Origin of the sequence: Halopseudomonas pertucinogena (genome assembly GCF_014646575.1) — a bacterium.
GTDB classification, from domain to species: domain Bacteria; phylum Pseudomonadota; class Gammaproteobacteria; order Pseudomonadales; family Pseudomonadaceae; genus Halopseudomonas; species Halopseudomonas pertucinogena.
This window is the reverse complement of sequence record NZ_BMNN01000002.1, coordinates 492945-506125: the sequence shown is the minus strand read 5'-3', so window position 1 is coordinate 506125 and position 13181 is coordinate 492945. Positions and strand designations below refer to the sequence as shown.

Here is a 13181-nt window from a genome sequence, read left to right as displayed (position 1 = left end):
GCCCCACTCGTTCGGAGAAGTAACGGGTGTCTGCCGAGTTAAGCACAGGCAGAACAGCTTACCCATCACCTGAGTGGGTCATGTCTACGGGTGTTACGGCCCGATCACAGGCCGGCGAGCAGCAGTGCGCCGACGATCACCGGCCAGCCGGGCAGCAGCAGAGACCAGGGGCGGGGCAGGGGCGGCAGCGGTACCGCCCGCTCGATCAGCCAGCATGCCAGCAGTGTGGCGCCGGCGGCCTGGAGGATGCTTGCCAGGACCACCGGCAGTGACAGCGGCAGCGTCAACCAGGTGATGACGGGCAGAGCGCAGAGTGGGGTGGCGTACAGTCCCCAGCTCATGCGCAGCCAGAACGATTGCTGGCGGTTGCTCAGCATGACGATGCCCATCAGCAGGCAGAGCACCAGGGCCAGGTGGGTCGAGCCGGCACCGGGCATCATCCCGATGGCCAGACACAGCAGGCTGTTGGAGAGCAGGAGCAGCAGTGCCCAGCCCCGGCGCAGCAGTGCGAGCGCCGCCAGGATCGGGACATAGCTCAACAGCAGAAAGGCCTCTCCGGCAAGCGGGCCAAGGGGTGGCAGTGGGGACAGGTCTGCGGTTGCCAGCCAGCCATCCAGCGTGGGGTAGACCACATCCAGCCAGGGATGGGCAAGTGTCAGCCCGAGCAGGGCGGCGAGGCACAGCGCACCGGCACCCAGACTGCTCCAGCGCTTCTGCGCGCGCAGTATCAGCAGCAGCGCAAAGGCGAAGCCGGCGAGACCGCCGAGCAGCACCAGCGCCTCACTCCAGAACGACTCGGGCACGGGCCAGCGTGTCGCGTTGCCTGCAACATATCCGGGCAGCACGTACAGGGGCGCCCAGGCCAGGGCGGATAGTATGTTGACCAGCAGGAAGCGCCAGAAGGGCATGTCGAACATGCCGGCCACCATCGGGATGATCGGTCGGATGGGGCCGATGAAGCGGCCCAGCACGATGCTGTAGGTGCCGTACTGTCGAAAGAAGCTTTCGCCCCTGTCCAGCCACTGGGGATGGCGTGCGAACAGCCGCAGGCGTCGGATGTCCTGATGGAACCAGCGGCCCATGGCAAAGCTGATGAGGTCGCCACACACCGCGCCGGCGAAGGCCCAGGTCAGCGCTGCCATCAGGCCGAGGTTGCCGCCGCCGGCAAGCGCCGACGCGGCGAACAGCAGCACTACGCCGGGCACCAGCAGGCCGGCGATGGCCAGCGATTCCACCAGGGCAATCAGGAATATCGCCAGCCCCAGCCAGCGCGTGTGGCTACCCAGCCAGCCGAGCAGCTCGCCGGTCAGCAGGTCTTCCATGCGTCCGGTACTGCATGGAACAGATGGTAATCATGCCCCTCCCGGCGGGTGCGGCCCAGCGGGTTGCGCGTGCAGAAGGGTGCATAGGCCTGGTCGACGAAGCGGTAGGGCAGGTGTTCGTCCCGCCCCAGCGGGATGCCCAGGCGGGTGGTCTGGATGATCTGTTCGGGGCGATAGCCGTCATCATCGATGATCAGGCGTGCCGGGTCGAGCTGCTGGGCGTTCCACTCGGGCACCTTGAGGTGCAGCGAACGGCAGAGCAGCGTCTGACCGTTGCACAGGCGCCGGGTCTCTCGCAGCTCGCCACTGGCGGCGGGGTTGAGCCGGCGCATCAGCTCCAGGCTCTCGGGACCGCTGATCTCGTCGACCACCGGGTAGCCGGACTTGATGAGCACACCGTCCCCTTCGCCGGCGGCACTGATATTCAGCGAATCGCCACCGCGGGCGTAGTACATGTACAGGGTGCCGGCTTCCATGAACAGCGCGCGCCGCGAATGGGTCAACCCCAGCGAGGCGTGGCTGCCCTTCTCATCCCGCCGGTAGGCCTCGGTTTCGATGATGCGGGCCGACAGCCACAGGCCCTGATGAAAATGACGGATGACCTTGCCGAGCAGGCAGGTCGCCAGCTCCCGGCTGTCGCGCTGGAAAAACGCACTCGGCAGCGGGTTGGGTTCACGGTTGAAAGGATTGGTAGCAGACATATGAGCGATGATAGCAGGTTCGCCCTGTCCAGCCTCTGGAGGTGCCGGTATAATGCGTGCTTTGTTGTCGCAGCAGATTGGTGAATCTCATGAGTGCTGATCAGGTACTGGATTACATGGCCGGGCTGGGTCGCGAGGCCCGTGCGGCATCGCGGGTCATCGCCCGGGCGACCACGGCGGTCAAGAACAGGGCACTGCTGGCCACCGCCGATGCCATCGAGGCGGCAGCGGACAGCCTGATTGCCGCTAACGCGCTGGACCTTCAGGCCGGTCGGGACAATGGCCTGGACGAGGCGATGATCGACCGTCTGGCGATCACGCCGGCCGGTCTGCAGGCCATGGTCGAGGGGCTGCGGCAGGTCGCGGCGCTGCCAGACCCGATCGGTGCCATCCGGGACATGAAGTATCTGCCGTCCGGCATTCAGGTCGGCCGCATGCGGGTGCCGCTGGGGGTCATCGGCATCATCTACGAATCGCGCCCGAACGTGACGGTAGAAGCTGCCAGCCTGTGCCTGAAGTCAGGCAATGCCTGCATTCTGCGTGGTGGTTCCGAATCGATCCACTCCAACCGGGCGATTGCCGACTGCATCCGTCAGGGGCTGGAGGCTGCGGGTCTGCCGCAGCAGGTTGTGCAGGTGGTTGAAACCACCGACCGTGCCGCCGTGGGTGCGCTGATCAGCATGCCTGAGTATGTCGACGTGATCGTACCCCGCGGCGGCAAGGGGTTGATCGAGCGCATCAGCCGTGACGCGCGGGTGCCGGTGATCAAGCATCTGGACGGGATCTGCCACGTCTACGTGGACGATCGCGCCGATCTGGACAAGGCCGAGGCGATCACCCTGAACGCCAAGACCCACCGCTACGGTGTGTGCAATGCGATGGAAACCCTGCTCGTGCATCAGGGCGTGGCATCGGTCTTCCTGCCGCGGATCGCGGCGCTGTATGCGGACAAGGGGGTCGAGCTGCGCGGTTGTGAACAGACCCGTGCGATCCTGCCGCAGGCCGTTGCCGCTACTGAAGAGGACTGGGGTACCGAATACCTCGCGCCGATCCTGTCGATCCGCGTGGTCGCGGACATGGACGCGGCGATGGAGCACATCAACCGCTACAGCTCGCAGCATACCGAGTCCATAGTGACCGAAGACTTCACCCGGGCCCGGCGCTTCCTTGCCGAGGTGGACTCCAGCTCGGTGATGGTCAACGCCTCCACCCGTTTTGCCGACGGTTTCGAATACGGTCTGGGCGCCGAGATCGGCATCTCGACCGACAAGCTGCATGCCCGCGGACCGGTTGGCCTGGAAGGGCTGACCAGTGAGAAATACGTTGTCTACGGCGATGGGCACATCCGCAAGTGACCCTGCGCGTCGGTATCCTGGGCGGTACGTTTGACCCGATTCACTTCGGACACCTGCGCAGTGCCGTCGAGGTACGCGAATATCTGAAACTCGACGAGCTGCGGCTGGTGCCCAACGCCACACCGCCACACCGGGACCGCCCCGGCGCGACTGCCCAGCAGCGCCTGGAGATGGTCTGTCTGGCTACCGAGTTCGACGACCAGTTGCTGGTAGATGACTGCGAGCTGAAGCGCGAGCGGCCATCCTACACGGTGGAGACGCTGGAAGCGCTGCGCGCCGAGCTGGGCTGTGAAGCCAGCCTGTTTCTGATCGTCGGCTGGGATGCCTTCTGTGGCCTGCCGGGCTGGTATCGCTGGACCTCCCTGCTGGAACTGGCCAGCCTGGTGGTGCTGCAACGCCCCGAGCATGACCAGGAGTTGCCGGAAGTACTGAAGGACCTGCTGGCGGCGCGCAGTGTTGGCGATGCGTCGGCAATGAATGCCACCCATGGCGAGATCCTGTGCCTGGCACAGACGCCGCTGGCCATCTCGGCCACCCATATTCGTTCGCTGATCGGGGAGGGGCGCTCGCCGCGCTTTCTGCTCCCCGATTCGGTGCTTGGCTATATTGAAACACAGGGGCTGTACCGGCCCCTGACCTGAGGAAATGAATGCCTTATGCAGATTGATGATCTGATCAAGACCGTGGAAGACGCGCTGGCCGAGCTCAAGGCCAAGGACGTGGTACGTATCGATGTGCGCGAGCTGACCGGCGTGACCGATTACATGATCATTGCCAGTGGTGGCTCCAACCGTCAGGTTGGGGCGCTGGCCGACAACGTGATCGAGAAGGTCAAGGAGGCCGGTCTGCGGCCTCTGGGTATCGAAGGCAAGGAATCCGGCGAGTGGGTGCTGGTGGACCTCGGTGATATCGTCGTGCATATCATGCAGCCGGCGACCCGCCAGTTCTACGATCTGGAGAAGCTCTGGCAGAGCGCCGAATCCCGCCGCGAGCAGCAGCCGACTGCGGAGTAACCCGCTTTGCGCATTCGCCTGATCAGCGTGGCATCCCGCATGCCGCGCTGGGTTGAGCAGGGCTACGCCGAGTATGCCAAGCGCATGCCCGCCGATCTGCCGGTGGAGCTGGTGGAAATTCCGCTGGCCACCCGCGGCAAGAATGCCGACGTCGCCAGGTTGATGCGCCGCGAGGGCGAGCAGATGCTCGCGGCCACCCAGCCGGGCGACCGCATTGTGACGCTGGAAGTGGAGGGCAGGCCCTGGTCGACAGAAGCCCTGGCCGAGCAGCTGGAGAACTGGCGTCTGGAGGCCCGTACGGTCAACCTGATGGTGGGCGGCCCTGAGGGACTGCCCGCCGAGGTCATGGCGCGCAGTGATCAGCGCTGGTCACTGTCACCCTTGACACTGCCCCATCCTCTGGTACGCATCCTGCTGGCCGAACAGCTCTACCGCGCCTGGACCATTCTGACCCGCCACCCCTACCACAAGTGATCCATGGCCAAGCCGATCCGCATCAAGGACCATCTGAATGAGGCCGGCATCGTCCAGCGCCGGATCATTCTCGCGGTCCTCTTCATCCTGCTGCTCAGCGGTGGTCTGCTGGCCCGCATGTTCTGGCTGCAGGTCGTGCAGTACGAGCATCATTCCACGCTGTCGGAAAACAACCGGGTCCACGTGCAGCCGATACCGCCATCGCGCGGGCGCATCTATGACCGCAATGGTGTGGTGCTGGCGGAAAACCGCCCCAGTTTCAGTCTGAACATCACCCGTGAACGGGTACCGGACCTCGACGCCACGGTAGCACTGGTAAAGGAGCTGCTGGAGCTCGGCGACGAGGATATCGAGCAGCTGAAACGCCGCCTGGATCAGCGTCGCCGACCCTTCGAGGCGGTGCCGGTGATGTTCAACCTGACCGAAGATCAGATCGCGCGTATCGCCGTCAACCAGTTCCGCCTGCCGGGCATCGAGGTGCAGGCCAGCTTCGTCCGTCATTATCCCCAGGCCGAGCACTTTGCCCATGCCGTCGGCTATGTCGGGCGGATCAACGAGCGGGAGATGGAGCGCATCGACCGGGTCGCCTATGCCGGTACGCACTATATCGGCAAGACCGGGGTCGAGCGCTTCTATGAAGATCTGCTGCATGGCAAGGTCGGCTATGAGGAGGTCGAGACCAATGCCCGCGGCCGCGTGCTGCGGGTGCTCAAGCGAACCGAGCCGGAGTCGGGCAAGGATCTGACCCTGCACCTGGACAGTCGCCTGCAGGCGGTCGCCGAGGAAGCGCTGGGTGCCAGACGCGGTGCGATAGTGGCCATCGAGCCCCAGACCGGTGGTGTGCTGGCCTATGTCAGCCAGCCTTCATTCGACCCCAACCTCTTCGTCACCGGCATCAGCCACAAGGATTACGGCGCGTTGCGGGATTCGATCGACCAGCCGCTGTTCAACCGTGTGCTGCGCGGGCTCTATCCGCCCGGTTCGACCATCAAGCAGATCGTCGCGCTGGCCGGGCTGGAGTATGGCGTCACCACCCGCACGGCGCGGGTATATGACCCCGGCTTCTATCAGCTGCCGAACAACAGCCACAAGTACCGCAACTGGAACCGCTACGGCGATGGCTGGGTGGACATGAAGCTGGCCATGGCCCGTTCCAATGACACCTACTTCTACGACCTCGCGCATAAACTGGGCATCGACCGCATGCACGAGTTCATGAGCCAGTTCGGCCTCGGCAGCCGGGTCTCGCTGGACATGTTCGAGGAGTCTGCCGGACTGATGCCGTCCCGTGAATGGAAGCGGGCCTCACGCCGCCAGCCCTGGTACCCCGGCGAAACGCTGATCACCGGCATCGGTCAGGGCTACATGCTGGCCACCCCGCTGCAACTGGCCCACTCCACCGCGCTGATAGCGAACAGGGGCGTCTGGAAGCGGCCGCGCCTGCTGGCCCATGCAGACGGTGTAGCACCGCAGGAGACCGACACGCCGCCGGACGTGAAGCTGAAGAACCCCGACGACTGGGATTTCATCATCGATACCATGGAGGAAGTGATGCATGGTGAGCGCGGCACATCCAGGGCGGCAGCGCTCGGCGCACCCTATCGCATAGCAGGCAAGACCGGGACCGCGCAGGTGGTGGCCATCGCCCAGGGAGCCCGTTACGACTCCGCTGCCCTGCAGGAGCGGCACCGTGACCATGCGCTGTACGTCGGCTTTGCGCCGGCGGATGACCCGAAGATTGCCGTGGCAGTGATGGTGGAGAATGGCGAATCCGGAGGTCGGGTGGCCGCACCGGTGGCCCGCACGCTCTTTGACGCCTGGCTGTTGCCCGAGCCCGATCCGGAGCCGGAAGAGGATGCCCCAGCCGAGGAGGATGCCGCACCATGAAACCGTTGTCCGGTATATCACCCCCCAACCCCCGTGGGTTGCGGCGTGACCCCCTGTGGATGCGGCTGCATGTCGATCCCTGGTTGCTGTTGCTGATCCTGGTGCTCGCCACCGTCGCCGGCTTTGTCCTGTATTCGGCCAGCAGCAAGAACATGGGCATGGTCTACCGGCAGGGGGCCCACTACGCGATCGGCCTGGCGGTGATGCTGTTCATTGCCCAGCTGCAGCCCCGTCTCATGGAGCGCTGGCTGCCGCCAGCCTACATCCTCTCGGTACTGCTGCTGATGGCGGTGCTGGTGGTAGGGACCGAGGCCAAGGGGGCTCAGCGCTGGCTGCGTATCCCCGGTGTCATCACCTTTCAGCCCTCGGAGATCATGAAGCTGGTCATGCCCATGAGTGTCGCCTGGTACCTGGGCCGCCGGGAGATGCCTCCGCGCTTCAGGCATGTCTGCATATGCCTGCTGATCATCTTCGTCCCGGTGGTGCTGATCCTCAAGCAGCCTGACCTGGGGACCACCCTGTTGATCGCCGCCTCCGGCTTCTTCGGCCTGCTGCTGGCCGGCCTGCGCTGGCGTTATATCCTTGGCGCACTGGTGCTGCTGGTGCCGGGCGCAGTGGCGATGTGGTTCTTCGTCATGCATGCCTACCAGAAGCAGAGGGTACTGACGCTGCTCAACCCGGAGAGCGACCCCCTGGGCGCCGGCTGGAACATCATCCAGTCCAAGGCGGCCATCGGCTCGGGCGGCGTCTTCGGCAAGGGTTGGCTGCAGGGTACCCAGTCACACCTGGATTTCCTGCCGGAGGGACATACCGACTTCATCATCGCGGTCCTGGCCGAGGAGTTCGGCCTGGTAGGCGTTTCCCTGCTGATGCTGGTATATCTGCTGGTGATCGCCCGTGGGTTGTTCATCACCCACCATGCCCAGGACGCATTCAGTAAACTGCTCGCCGGCAGCGTCACGCTGACCTTTTTCGTCTACGTATTCGTTAATATCGGCATGGTCAGTGGTCTGCTGCCCGTGGTCGGCGTACCCTTGCCACTGATCAGCTACGGCGGCACCTCGCTGATCACGCTGCTGGCGGGTTTCGGCATCCTGATGTCTGTCCATACGCACCGCAAATGGATGAGCCAGGGATGAGATCGGATTAATGGAAGGTCAGGAATGCACATGATTCATCGGTTTTCGACTCGCTTGCTCGCCCGGGCCCTGGCTGCGGGGGCGTTTATGGCCAGCTCCGCAGTGCTGGCGACCGGCAACTACACTGCGGATCATCCGGCGGTGGAACCCTTCGTCGAGGAGATGCGGCTGGAATACGGCTTCGACCCCCAGCACGTTCGCAACCTGCTGGCCGAGGCCGAGCACAAGGACGCCATCATCCAGGCCATTTCCCGGCCGGCTGAGCGCGTAAGACCCTGGCACGAGTACCGCAAGATCTTCATCACCGACAAGCGCATCGCCGACGGTGTGACCTTCTGGAACCGGCATGCGGATATTCTTGACAGGGCCGAGGAGGTCTACGGCGTCGAGCCGGAGGTGATTCTGGCGATCATCGGCGTGGAGACCGCCTATGGCGCCAACAAGGGCAGCTGGCGGGTAATCGACGCGCTGACCACCCTCGGCTTCGACTACGCGCCACGGGCCGACTTCTTCCGCCGCCAGCTCAAGTCGTTTCTGGTGCTGACCCGAGAGCAGCAGGTGGACCCGCTGAAGCTGACCGGCTCCTACGCCGGTGCCATGGGCTACCCCCAGTTCATCCCCAGCAGCTACCAGGCTTATGCTGTGGACTTCGATGGCGACGGTCTGCGCGATATCTGGGATAACCCCGCCGATGCCATCGGCAGCGCCGCCAATTATTTTGCCGAGCATAATTGGCGCCATGGCGAGACCGTTGCGGTCCAGGCCAGTGTGAGCGGCGACAGATACGCCGAAGGGTTCACCCTGGATCGCGGGCTGGAGGCCAAGATCAGCGTGGGCGAGCTGAAGGCGCTTGGCTGGAAACCGCAGCAGGAACTGGACGATGATCTGCAGGTGATGGCCTTCGAGTTCGACGCCGGGGAACATAAGGAATACTGGCTGGGTCTGAACAACCTGCATGTTATAACCAGGTACAACAGAAGCGTGATGTACGCTATGGTCGTGCATCAGTTGGCCGACCTGATAAGGGAAGCGAGGGACCAATGATCAAGCCGTTGCGCGGCCGCCACCGTGCCGTTGCCGTCTGCCTGCTGATGGCGCTGCTGGCAGCCTGTTCATCCTCGCCCGGCAAGCGCAGTGACAGCGGCGGAGTGGCCGCGACCCGCCCGGCGCAGGACGGCGCGCCGAGCTATTTCCGGGACGTATCGCAGATTCCCGATGCCGTACCGACGCCGCATTACGGCCCCTACAAGGCCTCACCCTACAGCGTGCTCGGCCGCAGCTACACGCCCATGCAGGATGGCCGCAACTATCGGGAGACCGGCCTGGCCTCCTGGTACGGCACCAAGTTTCACGGCCAGCTGACCGCCAATGGCGAAAACTACGACCTGTACGGGATGACGGCGGCGCACAAGACGCTGCCGCTGCCGACCTACGTCCGGGTGACCAATCTGGACAACCAACGCAGTATAATCGTGCGGGTCAATGACCGCGGTCCGTTCCATTCCGACCGCATCATCGACCTGTCCTATGCAGGGGCGGTCAAGCTCGGCTTTGCCGAGCGCGGTACTGCCCGCGTCCGGGTGGAAGGGATCGACCCGGTCGTCTGGCAGCAGCAGAACGGTGGTGCCGCCTCGGTGGCCGCGGCTCAGCCCCGGTCGGCGAGCCGGGCCGCGCAGACGGCGGCATTGGAGGGCGGCCTGTATCTGCAGGTGGGCGCCTTCGCTTCGGACCAGGCCGCAGAGCAGTTGCGGCGTGAAATACAGGGACTGGTCCAGGCACCGGTATTCGTCAGTCCGGTCGAGGTCGACGCGCGCACATTGCACCGCGTCCGTCTGGGGCCGGTCGACAGCCATGATGAAGCGCAGCAGCTGATGGAAAGATTGCGCCTGGCAAATCTGGGCAGCCCGACGCTGGTCAGTACCAACTGACGGGCATGCGACCTTGCGTTCAACATACACATCCAAGACAGTGAGCACCATGTTCAAGAAGATTATCCATTCCCTGTTGGTTTCCACTGCCGTGCTGCTGGTCCCGATGGTCGCGGCGCAAACGCCGCAGCCACAGCCGCAGCCCCAGGCCGCGGCGCCGCTGATGCCGCCGGCGCCCACTGTCGCGGCGACCAGTTATCTGCTGATCGATGCCGACAGCGGCAAGGTGCTGACCGAGCACAATGCCGACACGCCGCTGCCGCCGGCCAGCCTGACCAAGATGATGACCAGCTACATCGCCAGCATGGAAATCCTGCGTGGTCAGCTGAAGGAGGAGGACGAGGTTCTGGTCAGCGAGAAGGCCTGGCGCATGGGCGGCTCGAAGATGTTCATCGAAGTGGGCAATCGGGTGCCGCTGATCGACCTGCTGCGCGGGATCATCATCCAGTCCGGTAACGATGCCAGTGTGGCGGTGGCAGAGCATATCGCCGGCAGCGAAGAGGCCTTCGCCGATCTGATGAACAGCCATGCCCGCCGACTGGGCATGACTAATACCCACTTCGAGAACTCCACCGGCCTGCCGGGCGAGAATCACGTTTCCAGTGCCCGCGACATGGCGATCCTGGCCAAGGCGATCATCGAGGATGATCCCGAGCACTATCAGCTCTACAAGGAAAAGGAATACGTCTGGAACGACATCCGCCAACCCAACCGCAACCTGATGCTCTGGCGCGACAGCACTGTCGACGGGCTCAAGACCGGCCATACCGATGAAGCCGGTTACTGCCTTGTGGCCTCGGCCAAGCGCGACGGCATGCGGCTGATCTCGGTTGTTATGGGCACCGTCAGCGAGCAGGCCCGGGCCGCCGAAACGCAGAAGCTGCTCACCTGGGGCTTCCGCTTCTTCGAGACCCGCCACTTCTACCAGCCGGGCGAAGTGATCTCCACCGCCCGGGTATGGGCTGGCAAGGACGCTCAGGTTGATGCAGGGCTCGCCGACGGGCTGGTGCTGACCCTGCCCAAGGGTCAGGCCGAGAAACTGGAAGCCACCGTCACCCTGGACTCGACCATCAAGGCGCCGATCGCCGCCGGCGACGTACTGGGCCAGGTGGAGGTGAAGATGGGCGAGGAGGTGGTTCACACCGGCGAGCTGGTGGCATTGGCTGATGTCGAGGAGGCCGGCTTGTTCGGTCGTCTGTGGGACAGCATCCGGCTGTTCTTCTACGGCCTGTTCAACTGAGCGGAGCGCAGCCATGAGTGACAAGACCCCCGATGCGCCGAAGATCGAGTTCCCCTGCGACTATCCGATCAAGGTGATCTGCAATGCGGGCCTGGTGGTCACCGAGCAGGTGCTGGAGGTGGTACGCAGACATGACCCTGCGCTCGACGCCAGCCGGCTGCAGGTGCAGGACAGCAAGAACGGCCGTTTCCAGTCCCTGCGACTGGTCATCACCGCCACCAGTGAAGAGCAGCTGCAGCAATTGCATGCTGACCTCAAGGCGACCGGCCAGGTGCACATGGTACTGTGATGGCGGAGCTGATCGTTCGCCACCTCGGGCTGGTGGATTACCAGCCCACTCTCGACGCCATGCGCAGGCTGACCGCCGAGCGTGATGCCGCCACGCCGGACGAAATCTGGCTGCTGCAGCATCCCCCGGTATTCACCCAGGGGCAGGCAGGCAAGGCCGAGCATGTGCTGGCGGCCGGCGACATCCCTGTGATCCAGGTCGAGCGTGGCGGCCAGGTCACCTATCACGGGCCGGGTCAGCTGGTGGGCTATCTGATGCTCGACCTGCGCCGGCGCGGTCTGGGCGTACGCGAACTGGTGACCGCCATGGAGGAGAGTCTGGTCGAACTGCTGGCCGGCTACGGCGTGGAAGCTGCACCGAAGCCGGACGCCCCGGGCGTATATGTGGACGGCGCGAAGATCGCCTCGCTCGGGTTGCGGGTACGCCGGGGCTGTTCATTCCATGGCCTGGCGCTGAACGTGGACATGGATATGCAACCCTTCAGTCGCATCAATCCGTGCGGCTACAGCGGTCTGCGGATGACCCAGCTGGGCGAACAGGTCTCCGCGCCGGTTGATATCGGTGAAGTGGCCCGGCGGCTGGAGAAGGTCCTGCGCAGGCGACTGGGTTATGGCGGGGTGGCAGGCAACGCCTGAGCGGGCGGGCTGGCGCCCGCCCTCCATGGGGTGACCGGTTACTTGATATTGAGCGCCGGGATCAGGTTGGCATCGACGGTCTGCCCGGGGACGGCCCCCGGTGCTGCCAGACCCAGATTGTTCTTCTCGAATACCCGGTCGGCACGGTAGCTGGAGCGGACCAGCGGCCCCGCTGCCACCTCCATGAAGCCCATCTCCAGGCCCAGATCACGGAACCGGTTGAACTCCTCAGGGCTGACCCAGCGCTTGACCGGCAGGTGATTGCGCGTGGGTTGCAGGTACTGGCCGAGGGTCACGATATCCACGTTGATCTCCCGCAGTTCGCGGAAGGTCTGCATGATCTCCTCGTCGGTCTCACCCAGGCCGACCATCAGACTGGTCTTGGTCAGCACCTGCGGCCGGTGGCGCTTGGCATGTTCCAGCACCTTCAGCGTCTTGGCGTAGCCGGCACGCGGGTCGCGTACCTCGTGCGTCAGCCGTTCTACCGTCTCGACATTCTGGGCAAAGACCTCCAGGCCCGAATCCACCACCAGCTCCACAGCCGACAGGTCGGCATCGAAATCGGGGGTAAGCGCCTCGACCACCACCTGCGGCGTCCGCTGCTTGATCGCCCGGACGCAGGCGGCATAGTGGGCGGCGCCACCGTCGGGCAGGTCGTCACGGTCTACCGAGGTCAGCACGATGTAGCGCAGCGCCATCAGCTCCACCGAGCGAGCGGTGTTCTCCGGCTCCTCGTGATCCAGCCAGCCGTTGGGATTGCCGGTGTCCACGGCGCAGAAGCGGCAGGCACGGGTGCATACCGACCCCATCAGCATGATGGTGGCGGTACCATTGGACCAGCACTCGCCCATGTTCGGGCAGTGGGACTCCTGGCATACAGTGCTCAGACGATGCTCGCTGACGTTGCGCTTGACCGCCTCGAAGCGATCGCCTCCCGGCGCCTTGACCCGCAGCCACCTGGGCTTGGGCTCGAAGACCGTGGCTTGTTCGGCAGGGGTACGGCGTTTCTTCTGGCCGTCCTTGATGGCGGTTATGCCCTGGGCGGTGCGGAACTTCTCACCACTGGCAACATGGGGGGGCGGGTTGTCAGACATCGGTTCAGGGCTCCTGGCATGCATTCACTGGGGTAGAGTGACACGAACATCGGCTTGTGGCCGGCGCTCAGTTTACCACAGCGGGTCCCGGTTGGTGCCGCAGC

14 protein-coding genes are annotated in these 13181 nt (G+C 64.4%); 11 read left to right on the top strand and 3 right to left on the bottom strand.

Going from position 1 to position 13181, the window contains the following annotated elements; genetic code table 11:
* Nucleotides 1–104: 104 nt before the first annotated feature.
* Both IEW63_RS07535 and IEW63_RS07530 read right to left on the bottom strand, forming a co-directional pair.
* Nucleotides 105–1322 (bottom strand): DedA family protein, encoded by a 1218-nt coding sequence (locus IEW63_RS07535; protein ID WP_188635986.1) that lies wholly within the window; start codon nt 1320–1322, stop codon nt 105–107.
* Nucleotides 1307–2023, bottom strand: a complete 717-nt coding sequence (locus IEW63_RS07530) for a DNA-3-methyladenine glycosylase (RefSeq protein WP_188635985.1) — start codon at nt 2021–2023, stop codon at nt 1307–1309. Before IEW63_RS07530 ends, IEW63_RS07535 begins: the two co-directional genes overlap by 16 nt.
* A gap of 89 nt (nt 2024–2112) precedes the next feature.
* Between IEW63_RS07530 and IEW63_RS07525 the strand changes: the two genes are divergently transcribed.
* The 11 genes from IEW63_RS07525 (at nt 2113) to lipB (ending at nt 11983) form a co-directional block, all read left to right on the top strand.
* A complete protein-coding gene (locus IEW63_RS07525) occupies nt 2113–3378 on the top strand; it encodes a glutamate-5-semialdehyde dehydrogenase (RefSeq protein WP_188635984.1) in 1266 nt (421 codons plus the stop codon).
* Nucleotides 3375–4019, top strand: a complete 645-nt coding sequence (nadD, locus tag IEW63_RS07520; protein WP_188635983.1) for a nicotinate-nucleotide adenylyltransferase — start codon at nt 3375–3377, stop codon at nt 4017–4019. The genes IEW63_RS07525 and nadD overlap by 4 nt, the downstream gene beginning before the upstream one ends.
* A gap of 15 nt (nt 4020–4034) precedes the next feature.
* Nucleotides 4035–4391 carry a ribosome silencing factor gene (gene rsfS / locus IEW63_RS07515; protein WP_188635982.1) on the top strand — a complete coding sequence of 119 codons (357 nt, stop codon included), beginning with the start codon at nt 4035–4037 and terminating at the stop codon, nt 4389–4391.
* Nucleotides 4392–4397: 6 nt separating this feature from the next.
* Nucleotides 4398–4865, top strand: coding sequence for a 23S rRNA (pseudouridine(1915)-N(3))-methyltransferase RlmH (gene rlmH, locus IEW63_RS07510; RefSeq protein ID WP_188635981.1), 468 nt, complete (start codon nt 4398–4400; stop codon nt 4863–4865).
* Nucleotides 4866–4868: 3 nt separating this feature from the next.
* A complete protein-coding gene (gene mrdA / locus IEW63_RS07505; RefSeq protein ID WP_188635980.1) occupies nt 4869–6752 on the top strand; it encodes a penicillin-binding protein 2 in 1884 nt (627 codons plus the stop codon).
* The gene (rodA, locus tag IEW63_RS07500; RefSeq protein ID WP_188635979.1) at nt 6749–7891 is read left to right on the top strand and encodes a rod shape-determining protein RodA; all 1143 of its coding nucleotides are present in this window, start codon (nt 6749–6751) and stop codon (nt 7889–7891) included. The genes mrdA and rodA overlap by 4 nt, the downstream gene beginning before the upstream one ends.
* A 24-nt stretch (nt 7892–7915) precedes the next feature.
* Nucleotides 7916–8935: a lytic murein transglycosylase B gene (gene mltB, locus IEW63_RS07495; protein WP_188635978.1), complete on the top strand. Its 1020-nt coding sequence runs from the start codon at nt 7916–7918 to the stop codon at nt 8933–8935.
* Entirely contained in the window at nt 8932–9819 is an 888-nt protein-coding gene (locus tag IEW63_RS07490) for a septal ring lytic transglycosylase RlpA family protein (RefSeq protein ID WP_188635977.1), read from the top strand. Before mltB ends, IEW63_RS07490 begins: the two co-directional genes overlap by 4 nt.
* 106 nt (nt 9820–9925) lie before the next feature.
* Nucleotides 9926–11059, top strand: coding sequence for a D-alanyl-D-alanine carboxypeptidase family protein (locus IEW63_RS07485; protein WP_188636078.1), 1134 nt, complete (start codon nt 9926–9928; stop codon nt 11057–11059).
* Between the two features lie 13 nt (nt 11060–11072).
* Nucleotides 11073–11348: an HP0495 family protein gene (locus IEW63_RS07480; protein WP_188635976.1), complete on the top strand. Its 276-nt coding sequence runs from the start codon at nt 11073–11075 to the stop codon at nt 11346–11348.
* Nucleotides 11345–11983 (top strand): lipoyl(octanoyl) transferase LipB, encoded by a 639-nt coding sequence (lipB, locus tag IEW63_RS07475; RefSeq protein WP_188635975.1) that lies wholly within the window; start codon nt 11345–11347, stop codon nt 11981–11983. The genes IEW63_RS07480 and lipB overlap by 4 nt, the downstream gene beginning before the upstream one ends.
* Nucleotides 11984–12021: 38 nt before the next feature.
* Here the strand turns inward: lipB and lipA are convergent, their stop codons facing one another.
* Nucleotides 12022–13077, bottom strand: coding sequence for a lipoyl synthase (lipA, locus tag IEW63_RS07470; protein WP_188635974.1), 1056 nt, complete (start codon nt 13075–13077; stop codon nt 12022–12024).
* Nucleotides 13078–13181: the final 104 nt, after the last annotated feature.